This window comes from Pantoea sp. XY16, assembly GCF_025153065.1.
In the GTDB taxonomy this organism is placed as follows: Bacteria; Pseudomonadota; Gammaproteobacteria; order Enterobacterales; family Enterobacteriaceae; genus Pantoea; species Pantoea alfalfae.
On sequence record NZ_JANZNP010000005.1, the window covers coordinates 234,227 to 255,075 of the forward strand.

At 54.0% G+C, this 20,849-nt stretch carries 17 protein-coding genes and 3 pseudogenes; 5 read left to right on the plus strand and 15 right to left on the minus strand.

Going from position 1 to position 20,849, the window contains the following annotated elements; all coding sequences use genetic code 11:
• Positions 1-28 precede the first annotated feature (28 nt).
• From N1689_RS08865 to N1689_RS08875, 3 genes are all read right to left on the minus strand, one after another.
• Positions 29-775 (minus strand): NADPH-dependent F420 reductase, encoded by a 747-nt coding sequence (locus N1689_RS08865; RefSeq protein ID WP_253418061.1) that lies wholly within the window; start codon positions 773-775, stop codon positions 29-31.
• Positions 776-839: 64 nt separating this feature from the next.
• On the minus strand, positions 840-1,556 hold the full coding sequence (locus N1689_RS08870; RefSeq protein ID WP_253418059.1) for a nitroreductase: 717 nt from the start codon (positions 1,554-1,556) through the stop codon (positions 840-842).
• A 121-nt stretch (positions 1,557-1,677) separates the two neighbouring features.
• Positions 1,678-2,109 (minus strand): MarR family winged helix-turn-helix transcriptional regulator, encoded by a 432-nt coding sequence (locus N1689_RS08875; protein WP_161736038.1) that lies wholly within the window; start codon positions 2,107-2,109, stop codon positions 1,678-1,680.
• A gap of 386 nt (positions 2,110-2,495) precedes the next feature.
• Here N1689_RS08875 and N1689_RS08880 point away from each other — a divergent pair, with 386 nt between their 5' ends.
• Entirely contained in the window at positions 2,496-4,148 is a 1,653-nt protein-coding gene (locus N1689_RS08880; protein ID WP_260058623.1) for a carboxylesterase family protein, read from the plus strand.
• A gap of 523 nt (positions 4,149-4,671) precedes the next feature.
• On the opposite strand, the gene N1689_RS08890 is transcribed toward N1689_RS08880, so the two are convergent.
• The 8 genes and pseudogenes from N1689_RS08890 to N1689_RS08925 form a co-directional block, all read right to left on the minus strand.
• The gene (locus tag N1689_RS08890) at positions 4,672-5,307 is read right to left on the minus strand and encodes a DUF2268 domain-containing protein (protein WP_260058624.1); all 636 of its coding nucleotides are present in this window, start codon (positions 5,305-5,307) and stop codon (positions 4,672-4,674) included.
• A 316-nt stretch (positions 5,308-5,623) separates the two neighbouring features.
• Positions 5,624-7,183: a sensor domain-containing diguanylate cyclase gene (locus N1689_RS08895; RefSeq protein WP_161735752.1), complete on the minus strand. Its 1,560-nt coding sequence runs from the start codon at positions 7,181-7,183 to the stop codon at positions 5,624-5,626.
• Between the two features lie 872 nt (positions 7,184-8,055).
• Positions 8,056-8,334 (minus strand): hypothetical protein, encoded by a 279-nt coding sequence (locus N1689_RS08900; protein ID WP_161735750.1) that lies wholly within the window; start codon positions 8,332-8,334, stop codon positions 8,056-8,058.
• Positions 8,335-8,389: 55 nt separating this feature from the next.
• A complete protein-coding gene (gene ycgZ / locus N1689_RS08905; protein WP_253418014.1) occupies positions 8,390-8,629 on the minus strand; it encodes a regulatory protein YcgZ in 240 nt (79 codons plus the stop codon).
• A 165-nt stretch (positions 8,630-8,794) separates the two neighbouring features.
• Positions 8,795-9,385, minus strand: a pseudogene (locus N1689_RS08910) (DUF4113 domain-containing protein); the annotation flags it as partial.
• 79 nt (positions 9,386-9,464) lie between these two features.
• On the minus strand, positions 9,465-9,893 hold the full coding sequence (gene arsC, locus N1689_RS08915) for a glutaredoxin-dependent arsenate reductase (RefSeq protein ID WP_222925570.1): 429 nt from the start codon (positions 9,891-9,893) through the stop codon (positions 9,465-9,467).
• 49 nt (positions 9,894-9,942) lie between these two features.
• Complete coding sequence (locus tag N1689_RS08920) at positions 9,943-11,226, minus strand: arsenic transporter (protein WP_374206942.1); 1,284 nt, start codon at positions 11,224-11,226, stop codon at positions 9,943-9,945.
• A gap of 85 nt (positions 11,227-11,311) precedes the next feature.
• A complete protein-coding gene (locus tag N1689_RS08925) occupies positions 11,312-11,665 on the minus strand; it encodes a metalloregulator ArsR/SmtB family transcription factor (protein ID WP_161735738.1) in 354 nt (117 codons plus the stop codon).
• Positions 11,666-12,147: 482 nt separating this feature from the next.
• Between N1689_RS08925 and N1689_RS08930 the strand changes: the two genes are divergently transcribed.
• The 3 genes and pseudogenes from N1689_RS08930 to N1689_RS08940 form a co-directional block, all read left to right on the plus strand.
• Entirely contained in the window at positions 12,148-13,626 is a 1,479-nt protein-coding gene (locus N1689_RS08930; RefSeq protein WP_260058764.1) for a SulP family inorganic anion transporter, read from the plus strand.
• 6 nt (positions 13,627-13,632) lie between these two features.
• Positions 13,633-13,986: pseudogene (locus N1689_RS08935) on the plus strand (universal stress protein); the annotation flags it as partial.
• Positions 13,987-14,105: 119 nt separating this feature from the next.
• Positions 14,106-14,219: pseudogene (locus N1689_RS08940) on the plus strand (YdgH/BhsA/McbA-like domain containing protein); the annotation flags it as partial.
• Between the two features lie 63 nt (positions 14,220-14,282).
• Here the strand turns inward: N1689_RS08940 and N1689_RS08945 are convergent.
• The 4 genes from N1689_RS08945 to N1689_RS08960 all read right to left on the minus strand — a co-directional run bounded on the left by N1689_RS08945 (position 14,283) and on the right by N1689_RS08960 (position 19,430).
• Positions 14,283-15,485 (minus strand): MFS transporter, encoded by a 1,203-nt coding sequence (locus tag N1689_RS08945; protein WP_161735736.1) that lies wholly within the window; start codon positions 15,483-15,485, stop codon positions 14,283-14,285.
• Positions 15,486-15,650: 165 nt separating this feature from the next.
• Positions 15,651-16,391: a nitroreductase family protein gene (locus tag N1689_RS08950; protein ID WP_222925572.1), complete on the minus strand. Its 741-nt coding sequence runs from the start codon at positions 16,389-16,391 to the stop codon at positions 15,651-15,653.
• A gap of 81 nt (positions 16,392-16,472) precedes the next feature.
• Positions 16,473-17,849 carry a glycoside hydrolase family 10 protein gene (locus tag N1689_RS08955; RefSeq protein ID WP_260058636.1) on the minus strand — a complete coding sequence of 459 codons (1,377 nt, stop codon included), beginning with the start codon at positions 17,847-17,849 and terminating at the stop codon, positions 16,473-16,475.
• Positions 17,850-17,939: 90 nt separating this feature from the next.
• Positions 17,940-19,430 carry a PLP-dependent aminotransferase family protein gene (locus N1689_RS08960; protein ID WP_253418004.1) on the minus strand — a complete coding sequence of 497 codons (1,491 nt, stop codon included), beginning with the start codon at positions 19,428-19,430 and terminating at the stop codon, positions 17,940-17,942.
• 110 nt (positions 19,431-19,540) lie between these two features.
• Between N1689_RS08960 and gabT the strand changes: the two genes are divergently transcribed.
• Positions 19,541-20,827, plus strand: coding sequence for a 4-aminobutyrate--2-oxoglutarate transaminase (gabT, locus tag N1689_RS08965; protein ID WP_260058638.1), 1,287 nt, complete (start codon positions 19,541-19,543; stop codon positions 20,825-20,827).
• Positions 20,828-20,849: the final 22 nt, after the last annotated feature.

Consider the following 20,849-nt stretch of genomic DNA (forward strand, 5'->3'; position numbering starts at 1 on the left):
GGGCTGCATACTTTGCCCGCTACGTCAGCTACATAAAGAGCGCGCGCGTCAGACGCACGGCGTAGTCCGCGTCGGGGTTGGTAGTGCTGTCGCCAACCCGTTCCATGATCGCCTCGATCGCGAGGTCGCGGCGTTTCGGCAGGCGGCCCCGCTCGGCTGCGGCCAGGGCATCGGGCACCTCATCGCGCGCCAGATCCGTACAGTAAACTGGTGCGCCGGGCTGCTGGCGCCATGATTCGCTGAGCGGTCCCGAATAAACCGCGTCGAGCCCGGTCTCGTCGACCAGTCTCATCGCCACATCACGTTCCCGCTCGCCGTTGGCTGCAACGGGAATGGCGATCCGCCCGGTCGATCCTGCAGGGACACCCTTCTGTGCGAAGGAGGCGGAGGTGATGGCGTTCCACGCTTTGGCAATGGGACGACCCAGCTGCCCTGCAACCCACTCACTCTCGGTTTGTCCGGCTTCGATGTCAGCGATTTCGCCGTCACGTTTGGGATAGTAGTTCGATGTGTCGATGACAACGGTGCTGGCAGGCACGCTCGCGAACAGCGGAGCGATCTTCGTAATGGCGCTGAGCGGCGTCGACAGGATTACCACGTCGACCCCCGTCACTGCTTCAGTGGACGTAACGGCCTGAGCGCCGTAGGTCAGGATGTCGCCTTCGATCGTGTCAGGGCCGCGCGAATTGGCAACCTTTACGTCATGACCAGCAGCGCTGAGTTTCATAACCAGCGTTATGCCAATGTTACCTGTGCCCAGTATGCCAATCTTCATGATGTCATCCTCGTAATGAGCAATTGCCGTTTGGGGGCGGGCAAAATGATGCCGCCCTGGTGTTTCAGTCGTGGAAAGTCACGCTGGTGTCCACCGGTACGCGATCCATACGGATCCGGTTGCCGGGTGCCGCTTCGTCCGGGTAGCCGAAAGAGATGCCAAAGAGCAATTTCAACTCATCGGGAATGCCGAGGAATTCACGGATTGTCCCGGCAAAAAAACCAAGCGCAGTTTGGGGAATACCACCGAGACCGCGCGCCGCGAGCGACAGCAGGAAGGTTTGGCCATACATACCTATGTCACCTGCAACACGGACATTGTCACCAAATGAGGGCATAAACAGGAACGCGACCTGGGGAGCATTAAAGAACGAGTAGTTCATCGCGCCCACGCGACGCCGCCCCTCCTTGTCCTCGCGCATCACGTTCATGGCTTCATAATAGGCCTTGCCCAGCGCGTCGTTACGCTTACGATATTCGCCGTAGTAGTCGTTCTGGTCGAAAGAGAAGTCCGGCGTGAATTCTCCGGCGTCGTTTTTGGCGTGCAGGATTTGAGATAGCTGCTTAAGCTTTTCGCCGCGGACAATGTGAGTATTCCAGGGCTGCGTATTGCAGTTGGACGGCGCGCACTGGGCATCCTCCAGCACCTCGCGGATAAGGCTTAACGGCACGGGCTTGTCGAGAAAGCCACGGATAGAGTGACGCGCGTGGGCTGCCTCGCTAAATGGCAGTGTCTCATCTGATGATGTTTCGGTTCGGAGATGGACTGGAGTCATAGTCATAGTCATAAAGGTTTCCTTTGTATGAGAGTTAGTGGTGATTACCACTTCGCACAAACATCTCTTGCTTACTAGACCATAGCGCACTAGATAAAATGGTGCAAAAAGGGCATGTACAGTCTCTTTAATCCTGTCGTGGTCTACTGAGATCGCGCAAGGTGTCGCGAAGCTCGATCATTCCCGCTTCGTCCAGTTTACAGGCGCTCTTGATCTTCTGACTAACGCTCAGGATTTCTTCCCGGATGCTCTCGACGCGAGGGGTCAGATCGACCAGCACACGTCGTTCATCGTTTGGGTCACGAGTACGAGTAACAAATCCTGCACTTTCAAGGCGTTTGACAAGAGGCGTGATCGTCCCCGTGTCCATGTCGAGACAGGCACCAAGCGTGCCCACAGATAAGGGCGATCCGTTCAGCAGTCTGAGCATCACCAGGTATTGCGGGAACGTCAGGCCTAACGGCTCCAGGAAGGGCTTGTGCATCCTGGCCATACGGTTAGCCGCTCCATAGAGAGCAAAAGAGAGCTCCATACCAACGCTGCGGGATTGTGTCATCATTAATTCGCCTGATATCTTCTAGTGCACTAGATTAAACCAGCTTGAAATAATTTCAAGTGTTGTAGTCGGCTGTGTGGGTAATAAAGCGTCAACCGTGCTGCGAATTATAAGCTTTGATTGCCTTTCTGGATGAGCGGGTGAAAGAAGCCAGGGCTGCTCAGCAATTAACGTAACATGAAAGTTGCAACGTCCGCTTTTGGCACAAAGCGGATGGAATCAGATAAACGTCCGCTATGAGCGAGGAACGGACATTGAGTGCAAAAGAACAGCAACACGCGATAATGGGGCTGGCTTTATCTTGTTTTGTGAGCCTGACATTACCGGGCATTACGACATTTCATGTATAAGAAATATTTCCCCAGAGCACGGTACGCATGAAAAATTCTATGTTCAGATTTTCCCCGACATTTTTACTCTTTTTGCTTGCCTCTTCAGCCACCGCACAAAATATCTCCCCCGAAATTACGACGCAATTTGGTAAGGTCAAAGGCGAAGACCATCACAATACGCTGTCATGGACCGGTATTCCTTATGCGAAAGCCCCGGTCGGAGAACTGCGCTGGAAAAAACCGGTTTCTCCGGACGCATCAAACACCGTCTTCGATGCGACCCGGCCCGCCGCCGACTGTATCCAGGTATCCCCTAACGGAGTCAAAGGTAATGAGGATTGCCTGAATCTCAATATCTATCGCCCAACTGGGACCAGCACCCCGCTTCCGGTGCTGGTTTATATACACGGCGGCAATAATCAGCTGGGCAGTTCCAGTGAGTTTGCTCCGGCGTTTATCGCTGAAAAATACAATGCTGTGATTGTTACCGTAAATTATCGTCTGGGCGCACTCGGCTTTAATCCATTAAAAGCCCTTAACGATGGCAACCCGCTGAATGATTCCGGAAACTACAGCTTACTCGACATCAAAAAATCACTGGAGTGGATCAAAGATAATATTCAGGCTTTTGGTGGTGACACAAATAATATTACCGTCTCCGGATTTTCGGCTGGCGGCAGAGACGTGATGGCGATGCTTATATCACCCTATTTTAAAAATACCTTCGACAAAGCCATTGTTTTCAGTGGCGGCATGACCACCTCTGACAAACATGAAGCGGAAAGCGTGTTCGCGCAAAGACTAGCACCTCTGGTAGTCAAACATGGCATTAAACCAGATGCCGGAGCGGCGAAAATCTGGCTCCTGTCAGGCTCGCCAGAGGTCCGTCATTTTCTCTATCAGCTCCCCGCCGCAGAACTGGCAATGCTGTTTGGCGATGCGGGGATTCGCATGAATCAATTTCCCCATCTCTACCGCGATGGTGTGGTGATCCCGAAGGATGGCTTTGAGACCAAAAAATATAATGCCGTCCCAGCCATTATGGCCACAGGGCAACAGGAGTTTTCTTTCTTCGCCCGTAACGACCCTATGTTTGCCACACAGGTGAAAGACGGTACGCTTGAAAACAACACCACCCTGCTGAATAAATACACCTTTGCAAATCACTATGGCGGGCTGCTATACAGCCTGTTTAATGTTAATCAGTCTGCTGAGGTGATGTATAAAAATTATCACGCGCCGCTGTATGGCATGGAGTTCCGCTATGGCACGGATGCGTTTGTTACTGGTGACAAATTATCCGCCATTGGTTCTTTCCACGGCGTGTTTATGCCTTTTTGGGATAAAGATAAGTATGCTGAATTTACGCAGGATGCGCTGAAGCTAAAAGGCTCCAGGGCACTAGGAGAATCTTTTAATACCTACATTAAAAACTTCCTGGCAACAGGGTCACCAAACGATCAGACCCTTCCGGAATGGAAGAAATGGACTCCGGAAAATGCAGCTGCGGGGGAATCACTTCTGATGATGGATGCCAACAGGCAGAAAGCCATCATCTACATGAGCAACAAGACCTATAGTTATAAAGATATTCTCACCCGCATTGAGCAGGACAACTCCTTGTCAGCTGTAGACAAAAACTTTGTTATCAAAAACGTGCTGAACAATCGCTGGTTCAGCGCACCGCTTGATCAACACTTTAGCCACTAATCCGATGCCTCCTGCTATTGCAGGAGGCAAATTTTTACTCAGCGAGCGAACTGTAGATTATTTTGCGTACTTTGCTGTTATTAGCTCCTGTTAATGTGCCACCGTATAGCTTTGCCGCAACCTTCATTCCAGGGCTTCCAGCATCACCCCTTCGGTTTGCGACACATTACGCTGAATGTAAATCGTGCTCTGTGCTCAGATGACGCCATATCGATTTAAACGCCAGAGCCCGAAAGCTGATTGATGTGATTTCTCTTTTTCTCGCTGGCTCTGGTCATAAAATCTGGCTCAGTATGCTGAGTTAGCCGCCTTTGCAGTCTTTTTCCCGAATGTCTGCCGAACGAACTTCACACACTGCCAACTTGTTCAATTAAACCTATCAACCTGACTGCACCAGCCTGGCATTAAACTGAAGACAACGCTGACAACGGTAAGTGCGTAGTCCGCTATGAGCGAAGAGCGGACTATGCGACTTTCGCTTAAAAGTTGAATAAAAGCTTAAAGGAAATAAAAAGTATGTACGTCATATAAAAGCCTTTAACTCCTCAGCATCTATGTTCGCCAGCATTGATGCTTTCAAGTTTGGGGATGATGCGAGATACCTGGCTATAAGGTTGAAACCTGCCGTATAACCCAGCCACCTTGGTAAATCTCCTGTTCCGAAAAACCAGGCATTATGGTCGTAATCAGTGCGATGCCAGTTTTCAAGCATGAGTGGATAGTAGGGCTTTACAATATCAGACCTGAGGCTTTCCCAGGGCTCACATTCACCCCCCAAAAGCTCAAGAGAAAAATGCCCGGCCAGTCCTTCAGAGACAAGCACTTCTCCCAGCGTTGAGCCGTATCCCGGTCCTGCCCACCTTGCAGCATGGTGAAGTTCATGAGCAAATAGACGCTCAATAGAGTGCGCAACGTTTTTGCAGAATGCAGGGTTTTCAGGATCGACGGTTACATAGATAACACCAGCTTCAGGACAATAACCGGCATGCCCTTTTTCAGGGATAACCAACTTCCCGGCCTTAACTACGACATCTACTGAAGGAGTCGGCATCAACCTTGTGACTTGTACGTAGGTATCGGTCAGGTTAGTTCGCAGCCATTCACTGTGAACAGTGAGTTTATCCTGAGCGTTCAGAATATGGATGGTTATTTGAGACATGTGATTCTTACCCAGAAACATTAGTAATGTGCGCATACTAACAGACATAGAGGGCATGCCATGTTGCTACTCAGCAAGTGGCCGAGCAATGGTCACTAATGTCCGCTCCTGGCACAGCGCGGACATGCGCGCGCGACAAAGTCCGCTATGAGCCAGAAGCGGACATCGACTTATGCAGCGGTCAGATCTGTGCCAGTAGCGCATTTACCGGCGATAAGTATGCGTACAAAATCAGCAGCAATGAAAGTCCGGTATCAATAAGTGGGGGCTAAAATCTCCCAGTACCGGACAACATGCCTCGTCCCGGAAAACCATATTACCTCATGCCATGAACGCGGTTGCGACCGCTGCTTTTCGCCTCATAAAGTGCTCTGTCAGCCTGCTGCTTCAGACGCTCAGCCTGATCCGCCTGGCCGTCAGAAATCAGAGCGCAGTAACCGGCGCTGAGGGTAACGACCCCTTCCGGAAGCCCGGAGCTTTCATGAACTATTCCGGCACTCATAACGGCCGCTACCGCCCGCCGTGCCACTTTTTCTGCATCGGCTTTACCGGTGAAAGGCAGAATAATGGCAAACTCCTCGCCGCCGTAGCGTGCCACCACGTCGCCACTGCGGTGAGTGAGTCCCTTCAGAATGACGCCCACCTTTTGCAGGCACGCATCCCCTCCCACGTGTCCGTACGTGTCGTTGTAACGCTTGAAGAAATCAATATCAAACATAATCAGGGATACAGGTTCGCCTGACGTGTACGAGCGCTGCAGGGCCTTTTCCAGCATAGCGTCAAACTGACGGCGATTCGCCAGCCCGGTCAGTCCGTCAATCAGCGCCAGAGTCTGCAGCGTGTGGTTGATGGTGGTAAGTTCATCCCTAACCTGCGTCAGTTCAATCTGGTTTCTGACGTTAGCCTTTACCTGTCTGAGCACAAACATACCCATGCCGGTAATCATCATAAGCAACACCAGGTTCAGCACAACGTCGGCAGCATTGGCAGAAAGCCACGCTGTCCTGATTGCATCACGGTCATATCCCGCTGTGACTATCAGGGGATACTGTTCAAGACGAGCGTAGCCATATACCCGCTCGACGCCATCCAGAGCTGAACGCCACGTTGCGCTGCCGCTGGCAGACGTTTTCAGGACCGTTGTAAACAGTGGGCTGGATGAAAGACTGCGGTTAATGGCCGTGTCCGGAAAAGGCCGGATATACAACACAGAAGTGTCAGCCAGTATCAGCGCCAGGACGTCGCGTTCACCCAGCGTATAGTAGCTGTAGAACTGCCGGAAGTAGTCAACCTTTACCGTAGCCAGCGCGATGCCGGCGAAGCGACCTACCTCATCATTCAGGCGCACCGATACGGGAATGACCAGGTCGCCCGTCGAGCGGCTGCGGATAACACGCCCCACGTGCACGCCCGTCCCGGTGTGTGTGCGGTGCCAGGCAAAATACTCTCTGTCAGCATTGTTCCCTTTTGCAGGCGTGTAATTACCCGATGTGGCAATCCACTTACCCTGCGCGTCATAAATAAACAGGCCGTGCAGCTGACGCAGCCTCTCCTGCTTCTCTTTAAGCTGCGAGGCAAAGGCGGGTGTTGCCGCATAGTTAAGCCCGTTAAGGGTGAGCTGCCTGACCGCATCAGCCAGCGTAATATCCACCTGAAGGAAGGCGTCTTCCGCCTGTTTTGCCAGCGAAACCGACAGGTTGCGGGCATCGTCCTCGCGTAACTTCTGATTGTGCTGCCAGGAGTTCCACAGCGTCCATATATTAACACCCACGACGGCAAGCACGGTCAGCAGCAGGAAAAAGGCCATGGTCCGGCCCAGCGAATTGCGCACATAAGGTGGCACGGAGCTGCCGGTTTTGTTATCCAAGGTATTCATATCCTCATCCAGTCTGAAACTGAAACATAATTTATGAATAAGCTTATCACATGAAGGGCATATCCCCGGAGGGTAATGCTGAACGGCCGGGATAAACCGGGCGTGACCCGATGCCATCTCTTCCTCCACACCGGTGCGGTCAGGGGCAGTGAGATTCATTTATTTCGTTAATGCATGCGCGGTGAGGTCATCCAACTCCGCTTCTGGCGCTGCCGGACATCAGCACGATGAGGTTGAAGCCCCCGGCACTGAGGGTTGAGGCTTTCATGTGGGATTTCGGGTGAGGCGGATTTATATTTTCATACAGACACTCACCTATTGGTTAAATTCACATCCTGAAAATCACCTTTCAGTCATGAAAAAATAGGGAAGATAATGAGAGGAGTACTGTTTTTCCACTCCCGGAAAGGAAGTATTACATGATGCTACGGGGTATCTTAAAACCATCCTGAGACAAATTGAAAAAACAAAGCGCATATTACTTCAGATGAGATGGCTGGCATGAACGAGGGTGCCGACGCGGAACAATACTGAAACAGCTGACACCATTACGCGTGCATTTCAGTGACTGCGTGATAGCATCATTCACAGTAAAGTCCGCTTCAGTTGTCTGAAATTTATTGAGCAGCAGATGAAGTGAATTAATTAAAACCGATCTGGCGACCGCCGGAAGCCGATCAGGATGATCCCGTTGCCTCTTTAAGGCCCATCAGAATTACCCTACAGCCGCGCAGCACACCAGGACTGAGAAGGTCAATACACATCTCCCTTTGAGTAATCAGAGAGAACATGCCCCCTGTCGGGATACCTCTGCAGACACCGCACGCAGGGCACTGCCCTGTCATCCGGAAAAAAGGGATATGAAAAGACGATCAATGCCAGGTCAGATCATCGTAATTGTCGGTTGAGTTCATGGTGAATTCTCCCATGCAACTTCTCTGTAGTGCATCGCGCCTTTTGATTTCGTCGCTGACATCATTGATTGCCAGTTTCAGGGCATCAATCCTGTAAGTATCGCTCTCTGTTTTGAGAAAACTGTTCAGCTTGTTCAGTATGCCCGGCCATGAGACGCGTGTGTTGTCATTAAGTATGGCAAGGGTCGCCTCCCCGATGAACACATCACGCAACAATTGCATATCCTGTTCTGTCATTACCGCAACTGGTCTCCTGTCTCACAACACCGAAAAGACGGCAGCGTAGTAAAACTCATTTACTGAACAACAGCTCTATCAGCGCATGCAACTGCTGCTCTTCTGCATCAGATGAAGCCTTATCAAGACGTACAATCAGCCTTAAGCAGATAGCTTTGCGGTTCAGTATCTGACCTGAGCGGAGAATCTCAGCAACAACTGCACCGAGAATTTCCTGCTGCGAAGGTAATTTTGCGCGGCTGAAATAGTCAGCGATATCGCTGTTGAAACCTGTGCTGTTCAGCTTGAGTTGCATGACTGACCCCACTGTATGATTCGAAAATGACCTTTTTTGCGCAAATTATACAAAAAACATGGCTTTGTACAGATATTTCCGTTTCGCTTACAACAGCTACTGACAAGGACAGAGGCCGGGAGAGTATTCATCCGGGTGAAGTATTGCTACAGCCTGACTGGAGTCTTATCTTGCCCGGGGCGGGTCCCATACCCGCGTTGTATAGGCTGGCGACAGCATGTCTCTCTTCATCGACCAGGATTTCTGGATCCCCTGCCCTGCAAATAACAGGCCGGCCTTCCCGCTCTGGTTAAGTCCGTCAACCACCCGCATCAGAACCTCATTGTTAGCCTGTGGACAGTATTCATCAAACAGACTGAGCTGAGCCACGCCCTGGCTATAGAAGTCGCCCAGCATTACGCCCGCATTCATATAACGATGCCCGTCTACCTATATCCGTTAAAGCGCATCTATGGCGACCTGGATAATATCGCGGGTGTCGTTCGACGGGGTCAGCAGTTTGCCGGTTGCCTGATTACCGTAAGACACCCCACCGTCAGCATGCCGGCTGGTCGGCACAAAAACGGTTATCTGCCTGCAGTACTGCCTTTCTTTTCTCAGCTCTTCGGCGGCATGCTCAGCAAATGCGCATACCGCCTGCCGCATATCCATGTACTCAGTGATACGTGAACCGAATGAGCGTGAGCAGACAACCTGCTGTCTGGTGGGTGCAAATTCCTCAAGCGCCAGACATGACTCGCCGCGCAGCTCCCTGAGCGGGTAAACCAGCGCAGCATATAAAAAGTCGGCTGATGCCGGCTTTTTCACACTGTTATGCCCGCAGCCTGGTAAAAAATCAGAGGCTGACACGGTTCCCGTGCTCATCAATAACTGTTTCACCCTGCTCTTTGGTAAATGCGCCCTTCTGCGGGTCCGGCAGGATGTCCAGAACCTCTTCGGAGGGACGGCACAGCTTCGTTCCGAGCGGCGTCACCACCACCGGGCGATTAATGAGGATCGGATGAGCCAGCATGGCATCGAGCAATTCTTCATTGCTGAAGCGGTCTTCTGCCAGGCAGAGCTGTTCGTAAGGTTCGGTATTTTTGCGCAGCAGGGCACGCACGCCGATGCCCATGTCCGCAATCAGCTTCTTCAGCTCATCGCGCGACGGTGGCGATTTCAGATACAAAATAACCGTGGGTTCGGCGCCGCTGTTACGGATAAGCGCGAGGGTGTTGCGGGATGTCCCGCAGGCCGGGTTGTGGTAAATGGTAATGTCAGTCATAAGTGGTACTCCGTTAAGGCGCTGCATAGTCACAGCACCGTTGCCAGTGTTAAACAGACAGGCGCAGAGCAAGCGCCGACAGCGTCACAAACAGTACCGGCAGGGTCATCACCATGCCCACGCGGAAGTAGTAACCCCAGCTGACGGTAATGTTTTTCTGTGCCAGGACGTGCAGCCACAGCAGGGTAGCGAGGCTGCCGATAGGGGTGATTTTCGGGCCGAGGTCGCAGCCGATGATGTTGGCGTAAATCATCGCCTCCTTCACCACGCCCTGCGCGGTGCTGCCGTCAATCGAAAGCGCCCCAACCAGCACGGCAGGCATGTTGTTCATCACCGAGGAAAGCGCCGCCGTCAGAAAGCCGGTGCCGAGCGTTGCGCCCCAGACACCATGCTCTGCAAACCGGTTCAGCGCGGCGGAAAGGTAATCAGTCAGCCCGGCATTGCGTAGTCCGTATACCACCAGATACATGCCCAGCGAAAAGATAACGATCTGCCAGGGCGCACCTTTCAGTACCTTTCCGGTATCAATCACATGGCCTTTACGGGCTACCAGCCAGAGAATAAAAGCCGCCACCGCTGCCACCAGGCTGATCGGCACGCCGAGTGGTTCGAGGGCAAAGAAGCCGACCAGCAGCAGAATGAGAACAATCCAGCCGGTTTTAAAGGTGCGCGCATCGCGAATAGCCTCACGCGGTGATTTAAGCTTCGCAAGGTCGTAAGTGGCGGGGATATCCCTGCGGAAAAACAGGTGCAGCATGACCAGCGTGGCGGCAACTGAGGCTATATTCACCGGCACCATCACCGAGGCATATTCGCTAAAACCCAGCTTAAAGAAGTCCGCCGTGACGATGTTGACCAGGTTCGATACGATGAGCGGCAGGCTGGAGGTATCGGCGATAAAGCCCGCCGCCATCACAAATGCCAGCGTGGCACCGGGGCTGAAGCCCAGCGCCAGCAGCATAGCGATAACGATCGGCGTCAGAATGAGCGCCGCCCCGTCATTGGCGAACAGGGCCGCCACCGCCGCCCCCAGCAGAACGATATACGTGAAAAGCAGCCTGCCTTTACCGCCTCCCCAGCGGGAGACGTGCAGCGCGGCCCATTCAAAAAAGCCTGACTCATCGAGCAGCAGACTGATGATTATGACCGCAATAAACGTGGCCGTGGCGTTCCAGACAATCTGCCAGACCACAGGGATGTCTCCGATGTGTACTACGCCGGTCAGCAGTGCCAGCGCAGCGCCGATAACGGCACTCCAGCCGATACTGAGTCCTTTTGGCTGCCAGATAACCAGTATCAGGGTCAGGACGAAAATCGCACCCGCCAGAAACATATCTTCTCCTTTTTGAATAAAATGGCCCATTGATCCGTGCTGCTTATAACATATTCGAAAATTCGGATATGTTTCGATAAAATTTTTACATGCAGACCGGCTTGCCGTTAGTTGTCGCATTATTGCGTTCAGCCTGCTGGCTGAGTTGCATAATGTCATCCCGCTGGCAAAGGTAAGCCTGTTCAATCACTGCTGCTGCCCAGGCTGGCATGTGCGGAGACAAACGGTAATAGATCCATTTTCCATCCCGCCGGTCGATAAGCAGTCCGCCTGCTCTGAGAAGAGCCAGATGTCGTGAGATTTTAGGCTGCGTTTGTTTCAGGATGTCTGAGAGTTCGCAGACGCAGAGCTCACCTTTTTCGCGCAGCAGAAGCACAAGGCTGAGCCGCGTGTCATCTGAAAGGTTTTTAAAAAGCTGCAGGGGGTTTACTGACAACATGGTCACTCCTGATGGTTACTGACTGAGTCTCCCAGAGAAGCTCTGTATGTTAATAATATATTCAATAAACCATATTTGTATATCCATTTCCTGATTACAAAGGCCTGCAGAATAACCGGCTGTCAGAGTGCCGCCGCCCCCCATTCTGCAAACGGCATTTTCGTCCTCTGCGTTGACCCTGTTAACAACTGGTGTAGAGTAAAAAACGCTTTTTGCCGTGCGTCAGCTGCACGGCTGGCATTCATGACCGGTACTGAACAGCTCTTCAGACGGTCTTTCTGGTTACTCGCGCTGCTCTGTCAGCCGTGAAGGAGTGATAAACACCGCCATGCGTCTTACGCCACCCTGAGTTTCATCCCCTCTCCGTCGCACTGAATAAACTTCGGCGCGCACTCAAAAACATCCCGTCTGCGGATGTGCTTTTTCGTCTGTAAATTTTTTGCCCTCACGGGCTAACCGCAATCAAAAACTGAGAAATGACTATGTTGCTGTCCTCGACACATAAGGACTGGCTGGGTAATGTCCGTGGTGACGTTCTTGCCGGTATTGTGGTCGCGCTCGCGCTTATACCTGAAGCGATCGCCTTTTCCATTATTGCCGGTGTGGATCCGCAGGTCGGACTCTACTCTGCATTCTGTATTCCCCTGGTTATGGCCTTCCTCGGTGGCCGTCCGGCGATGATTTCGTCGGCTACTGGCGCTATGGCCCTGCTGATGGTCACGCTTGTAAAAGATCACGGCCTGCAGTATCTGCTGGCCGCATCGGCGCTCACCGGCGTCCTGCAACTGGCGGCCGGTTACCTGAAGTTGGGTAGCCTGATGCGCTATGTTTCGCGCTCGGTAGTAACCGGCTTCGTTAACGCGCTGGCCATTCTGATTTTCATGGCGCAACTGCCGGAACTCACCGATGTGACCTGGCACGTATATGCCCTGACCGCAGCGGGCCTGGCCATTATCTATCTGTTCCCGTATATCAACAAAACCATCCCCTCACCGCTGGTCTGTATTATCGTGCTGACGGCCATTTCCATGTGGCTCCACCTGGACGTGCGCACCGTCGGCGACATGGGCAAGCTGCCTGACAGCCTGCCGGTTTTTCTGATCCCCGATATTCCGTTAAACCTCGACACGCTGATGATTATCCTGCCGTACTCTGCGGGCCTGGCCGTGGTGGGACTGCTGGAATCAATGATGACCGCCACTATTGTGGATGACATGACCGACACGCCGAGCGATAAAAACCGCGAGTGCAAGGCGCAGGGCGTGGCCAATATCTGTACCTCGTTTATTGGCGGCATGGCGGGCTGCGCGATGATCGGTCAGTCGGTGATTAACGTGAAGTCGGGCGGACGCGGGCGTCTCTCCACGCTCACAGCTGGCGTGGTGCTGCTGCTGATGGTGGTATTCCTGCGCGACTGGGTCTCCCGGATACCGATGGCAGCTCTGGTGGCCGTGATGATCATGGTCTCCATCGGCACTTTCTCCTGGCGCTCCATTGCCAATCTGCGCAGCCATCCACTTTCAACCAGCGTGGTCATGCTGTCAACGGTCGTGGTAGTGGTGGCAACCGATAACCTTGCCTTTGGCGTGCTGACCGGCGTGCTGATAGCCTCGCTGAACTTTGCCACCAAGGTGGCTCGCTTTATGGTGGTTAACTCCACGCTGAGCAATGGGACCCGTACCTACATCGTCACCGGGCAGGTATTTTTTGCCTCGGCCGATCGCTTTATGAGCCACTTTGACTTTCGCGAGGCGGTTGAACGCGTGGTGATTGACGTCACACACGCGCACTTCTGGGACATCACATCGATAAGCGCGCTCGACAAAGTGGTGATTAAGTTCCGCCGCGAAGGCACAGAAGTGGATATCCGCGGCATGAATGAGGCAACACGCACCCTCGTTGACCGCTTCGGTGTACACGATAAGCCCGAAGAAGTGGACAAGCTGATGGGCGGCCACTAACCGAGTGCCCTGGATGAAATTCTCGCGAAACCGGGCTGAACACGGCTAATGGTGCTGGGTCGCCGTGGTGCGCATAACCCGGTGGGCAGCCACCTTGAGAGCATCATTCGCCTGCAGAAACGGCCGGTGATGGTTGTGCCGGAGACGTTTACGCCGCCCGCACGAGTGATGTTTGCATACGACGGCAGCAAGGAGAGTCGCAGTAACCTGACGCGCCTCACGGTCAGCCCTCTGCTGAACGATCTTGCCTGCCATATTGTGATGGTAAACGGCGAAATGTCCGCCCTGCAGGCCGCACAGGCGATTTTGCAGGAGGCGGCCACCACCACTGAGGCCCATTTACATAACGATGAATCCGTTACCCGGATATTCCTGATTATGGATGGATCACATACGGGGAGCGGGTCAGTTTACATAACAACCTTTAACCCATACATTTAGTATGGCTAATCGAATTCCCAAATAGGTCGTAGTTAGAGGATGAGGCAGAATCGAAAATCGCCGCTCAGGCTCAGGAGCAGGGTGCGCAGTACAAAATTACGGAAGCGAACACTCATAATCGTGTTCACATGACCCCAGAACTGTATAAATAACGGATGGTCGCAAATGGATTTGCCAGAAGAGGCTGCCCAATGGGCAGCCTTTTTTATTCCTGCTCAGGCAAGGCGGGTGGCAGGTGAGCTACCGGTGCGCCACCATAAAATCAGCGCCAGCAGGGCTATCGCCCCGAGAACTGCAAACGCAGTGCTGTAAGAATAACGCGCGGCGATTGCTCCGGTCATGGCCGGACTCAGCGCAGCGCCTGCGCCCTGCATCAGCATAATGACGCTCTGCCCGGCATTAACATGGCCGGTCCCCCGCATCAGAGACACAATATAGCCCGGCACCGCCACGCCCAGAATCCCTGCCGCAATACCATCCAGAATCTGAACCGGAATGACAAAGAGCGGTTCGGCAAAGCCTGCTGCAATAACCGCGCGCAGCGGTAAAATCATCAGGGCGACCATGATGAACAGGCGATAGCCGTGCGTTTCCACCCGTTTCGAGACCCACAGCGCGACCGGGATCATCACCAGCTGGGAAATCACCACCGTTGCCGCAGCGTACAGACCGGGACTAACCGCCGCCTGTCCGCCTGCGGAGGCGACGCGCATGCTCAGCATTGGTAATAGCGCGGCATTGGCAAGGTGAAACAGCAGCAGCGTCACGCCCGCTATCATCAGCGCCGGTTTACGCATCAGCATCGATAAGCTCAGCGCTGGCTGACGCTCTTCATTCTGTTCAAAGCCTCGCGCCACCTCGTTATCAATCTCATCACCGCGAATCGCAAGTGTGGCGAAGGCAGCAAAAATCGCCATCACCGTCATCAGAATAAAGACAGCACCCATGCCCCAGTACCAGGCAGAAAAACCCGCCAGCAACGCTGCAATGGTGTTACCACCATGATTGAAGGCTTCATTGCGTCCCATCTGCTGGTTGAAGCCGCGCTGACCGGTCAGCCCCAGGGTGATCCCCGCCACGGTCGGACCGATAAACGCCGCAGCAATTCCCGCCACAATTTGCGAGACCATCGCCGTCCAGGTCTGATTGCTGTACCACAGCAGCAGCGTAGCAACGGTGATCACCAGACAACCCAGCAGCACAATCATTTTTTTATGGCGGGTCGCATCGGCAGCTATCCCAGCAGGCAGCGTGGCAAGTAGTCCGGCGATGCCGCCACAGGTCATCACCAGTCCGATTTCATCAGGACGCCAGTGCCGTTCCGTCAGAAATATGCCCAGAAAAGGTCCCAACCCGTCGCGGACATCAGCCAGAAAAAAGCTCATTAAACAGAGCGCATAGAGTGAACGCTGAGACATGTTATTTCCCTGGAAAGTAAGTGTTAAAGGCAGTAGCGCTTCGGTTAACAGGGAAATTATGTGTTACAAAGAAGAAAGTCACATTTCGTTATAGTAACAAAATGAAAAAGGCCACCCGTCACAATGGACGGATGGCCTGATACTTTTCACTTCGCGCAGAAGGAATTATTTATCCGTGCCGAAACCCTGTTTCAGCAGTGCGGGCAATACAGCCGGGAAGTAGATATTTTTATAGTAACCGCTGACGCTTTCGCTCCAGCTCTCACCGTCGTGACGACCGATGTTTTTCCAGTGCTGAACCATTTCATCGTTGTAAGCTGCAATCTGCTGCTCCAGCCCCTGCGTCTGATAGGTCTCATCATGGCGGAAAGTAGCCAGAGGCAGACGCGGTTTCTGATGAGCAGGCTCGTCCACGTGACCGATGACCACACCCGCAACCGGGAAGGTCAGCGGCGGCAGCTCCAGCAGTGAAATCATCGCCTGTGGATCGCGACGGATTCCGCCAATCGGCACAATGCCCAGACCTTCTGCACGCGCAGCGGCCATGACTGAGCCCAGGGCAATACCAATATCGGTAGAACCCGACACGATGCTCTCAATGCTCTGATGGGCAATCTGCTGCTGATCGACAGCGGCCATTCCCACCGCCGATTTATGCATGTCCAGCACGAAAGTGATGAAGACGGGTGCTTTGGCAATCCACGGCTGACCGCCCGCGATGGCGGCGATCTCTGCGCGACGTCCGGCATCACGCGTGATCACCACAGAAACCTGCTGTGAGTTTACTGATGTCGGTGCGCGGTATGCAGTACTGATAATACGATCCAGCACCGCTTCATCGACAGGTTGCTCAGTGAAACTGCGTTCACTTTTATGACTTGTAAAAATATTAATCAGTTCGCTCATGGTTCCTCCCACATAAAGCGCAAGAATAGCAGTAAGTCACAGGGAAAAACTTAACCGCACTGGTCATGCTGTCCGGGCATTTCAGCCTCCCCAGCGGCTTTTAAGGTAGCTCACCGCCTGCTGAGTCTGCGGCTGATTCAGATAGTTCTCTCTGAACAGAATGGTGCCATCAATATTGGGGTTAGATTCATTCAGGTCGAGCTGCTTTTTCAGTTCAGGCACACCACCCTGGAGCGTCCAGTCAGGTTCAATTTTTGATGGCTCGCCGACTTTATAAAGCGCAAGACCGATGTAGAGCCGGGTTTTAGTCGGTTTCACCACTTCTGCCCACCAGTTTGCCAGCACGTCATATCGGGCAGCCTGACGGGAAAAAGGCCAGTAGAGCTGCGGGGCGATGTAATCCAGCAGACCCTGCTGCACCCAGTGACGGGTATCCGCAAAGGCTTCGTCGTACGCTGCCGCGCCTCGGGTATCGGAACCAGCAGGATCGTGCGACAGATTGCGCCAGACGCCCGCCGGACTGACACCAAATTCAACGTCTGGCTTCAGCTGTTTGATAGTGCGTGACACCTGCTCAATCAGTTGCTGAGTATTGTGACGTCGCCAGTCCGCTTTACCGGCAAAACCCTGCCCATAGCGACTGAAGGTCTGATTATCGTTGAGCAGCGAACCTGCTGATTCGGCATAGAAGTAGTCATCGAACTGCACACCGTCGATGGGATAACGCGCCACCACCTCGGCCACAATACTGGTGATCCAGTCACGCGCCTCAGGAATGCCCGGATCGAGCACGTAGCGATCCCCTGCGGTGCGGATCCAGTCGCGGTGCAGCACAAAAACACTGGCCGGATGCAGTGACAGCGTGCGGTTCAGTTCGCTGACGGTCGAAGGTTTAGTATTGACCGATACCCGGTAGGGATTAAACCAGGCATGAACTTTGATGCCGCGCGTGTGCGCCTCATCCAGCATAAACTGCAGCGGATCATATCCTGGATCTTCACCGATTTTGCCAGTCAGCATATCCGACCAGGGGAGGATTTTTGAGGGCCAGAGCGCCGTGGCATCCGGCTTCACCTGGAAAAACACCGTGTTAATGCCCAGGCTTTTCAGCTTATCCAGTTTGTTGGTCAGGGATTGCTGCTGCAGGCGGATACGCTGCGCCGGACTGGTGCCGTTCACCGACGCCACGGGCGGCCAGTCGAGACGTGACACCGTGGCTAACCAGACACCCCGCATCGGTTGACTAGCCTGAGGCTGTGCTGGCTTGCCGGGCACAGGTAATGGCTGTTTCGTTACCGGCGGAAAAGGGGTCACCAGCGATTTCGGCGGTTCGGATGCGCAACTGACCAGCAATAACGCCGCAGCCAGCGCAGCGCCTCGCTTAATAGCCGCTCTGGCCTGTGCAGAAAAGGGATTAAGGGCGATGATAAACTCCAGTATTTTCTGGTCGAAACGCAAAGAGCTGTATTCTCGGTGACGCTGATGAAATGTCAATGCGTTAGCACAGCTCCAGCCCTGAAACTGCTGCCTTTTAAAACCCATGAACCGCTAACGCGGCGGACTAAAGACCATCCCTGCGGACATAAGACAGGCTTTGAGTGTGCCAAAGGCGTCCTGACACTGCCGCTCATTGACGCAGGCATAACCCAACAGCAATCCGCGCGCCTCCTGCGGATGCATATAGTATTGCGAAAGCGGTCGCACTTTGACCCCGCGTTTCAGCGCCTCTGCAGCTATCGCAACGTCATCCGCGCCCGCTGGCAGCGGCATCACCAGATGCAGTCCCGCCTCATGATTGAATGCCGGTAAAAATGCTGGCCCCAGATAGCGCTCAATCAGCCTGCAGAGAAACTGCCGCCGCTGACGATAAAGCAGGCGCATCCGGCGAATATGCTCCATGTAGTGGCCCAGTCGGATAAACTCAGCCAGCGCCCGCTGAATCAGCAGGTGTCCGCCGCGATAGAGTTCCGCCGCCGCGATGCGCAACGGCTGTGCCAGCGATTTCGGCACCACCATGTAGCCAATACGCAGAGCGGGATAGAGTGTCTTGCTGAATGTGCCCATGTAGATGACCGGTGCATCGGCTTCCAGCCCCTGAAGTGAGGGATGAGGCTGACCGGAAAAGCGAAATTCGCTGTCGTAGTCATCTTCAACAATCCAGCTTTGATGACGGCGTGCCAGGGCGATCAATGCCTGACGACGCGCCAGGCTCAGGTGCACCCCCAGCGGATACTGATGGGAAGGCGTTACAAACACCATTTTAGGGGCCGGGCCGCTGTCCGGTACCAGTCCCTGCTCATCCACCGTCATCGCGCGAATCTTCAGACCATTCATGCGCAGCAGATTACGTGTTCCCCAGTAGCCCGGTTCCTCCATCCAGACCCGATCGCCGGGATCACATAACACCCGCGTCACCAGATCAACCGCCTGGTGAACCCCTTCGGTAATCAGGATCTGGTCAGCATCGGCCCGTACGGAACGCGCCACCCGCAGATAATCCACCAGCGCATGGCGAAGATCGGGACAGCCGCCGCCGCTGCTGTAGACCAGGCGATGTACGTCAGGTTCGCGGTTCAGCCGCGCCTGAATCTGGCTGAACAGCTTGTGAGGAAATTCGGTGACATCGGGTGCGCCGGGCACAAACGCGCCCCACTGATAGGGCGAGGCAGTTGCATGCCCCAGCAGACTGGCACCCCGCTTTGACAGCGTCGCGGGTCGTTGCGCCCTCACCGCCTGAAGATCGGCAATCGCATCACTTTGCAGAGAATTCTCCGGCAACGTCTCGGCAATCCATGTCCCGCTGCCGGTGCGCGCGGTGACATACCCCTGCGCCATCAGACTTTCATAAACATGCATTACCGTGTTTCGCGACACGCCGAGTTCGCGCGCCAGATCGCGGGTTGGCGGCAGACGGCTTCCGCGGGGAAACACCTCTTCCGCGATTGCGGCCTGCATACAATTCAGCAACCGCTGATGTAATGAGCCGGTTCTTAAAAACTGTAACCGTGCTAATAGATGATCTGCGTACAAGAGTCGCAATTGGCTCCACCTTTCCTCTGAGAATTGGCTCTGGCAACTCACCACGCCTCAGGCATAAATAAACGTGTTTGTCGGGAATTGTAAACACGCATATTAACGAGGTGGATGAAATGAGCGAAAATAATAACCTGATGCAGCAGCGCAAAGCACAGGCTCTCCCTAAAGGCATCGGTACGCTGTGCGACTGGTACGTTGCCCGGGCAGAAAACGCCACCTTATGGGATCAGGCCGGTAAAAGCTGGATCGATTTCGCTGGCGGCATCGCGGTGCTGAACACGGGCCACCGCCATCCACGTATTGAACAGGCCATTGCCGATCAGTTAACAAAGTTTACCCATACAGCGTTTCAGATAACCCCTTACGAAAGTTATATCTCCCTGGCCGAGCGCATTAATCAGCGCGTGCCCATTGCCGGATCGGCCAAAACGGCCTTCTTCACGACTGGCGCGGAAGCGGTGGAAAATGCGGTCAAAGTGGCTCGTGCCTATACCCGCCGTCACGGCATCATCACCTTTGGTAACGCTTTCCATGGTCGTACTTTCATGACGATGGCGATGACCGGTAAAGTGGCGCCCTACAAGCGGGACTTCGGCCCGATGCCACCTTCTGTCTTCCATGCACGCTACCCCAGCGCAGTTCAGGGGATCAGCATTGAGGCGTCACTGATCAGCCTCGACGAAATCTTTACCCAGGACATTGCACCGCATGATGTGGCCGCGATCGTGCTGGAGCCGGTGCAGGGGGAAGGCGGATTCCATGCCGCACCGGCAGAGTTTATGGTGCAGTTGCGGGAGCTGGCCGATCGCCACGGCATTCTGCTGATAGCGGATGAAGTCCAGAGTGGATTTGCCCGGACCGGCAAGCTGTTCGCCATGGAGCACTATCCGGTGAAGGCCGATATTATCACCATGGCAAAAAGCCTGGCAGGCGGCATGCCGCTTTCCGCCATCGCCGGTCGTGCAGAGGTCATGGACGCACCTGCGCCTGGGGGCCTGGGCGGAACCTATGCCGGTAACCCACTGGCTATCGCCTCAGCCCATGCGGTGCTGGATGTGATTGAAGAGGAGCAGCTCTGCCAGCGCGCCGTCGATCTCGGTGCCAGGCTTGAAGCTGAACTGCTGGAGCATCAACGCAAACATCCGGACATTGCTGACGTACGTGCGCTGGGTTCCATGGTGGCGATGGAGTTCTATCAGGCCAGCACCGCGCAGGCGGTTCAGAAGATGGCAATGGAACAGGGCCTGCTGCTGCTGACCTGTGGAGCTAAAGGCAACGTCATCCGCTTCCTCTACCCGCTCACCATTCCTGATGCCCAGTTCAGCCAGGCGCTGACCATTCTCTCCACGGTAATTAATCACTGTGTTGCTTCTGCCGGACATCCCGTCGTCCCGGCCTGATTTCGCTGTGCGTTCACGCAAG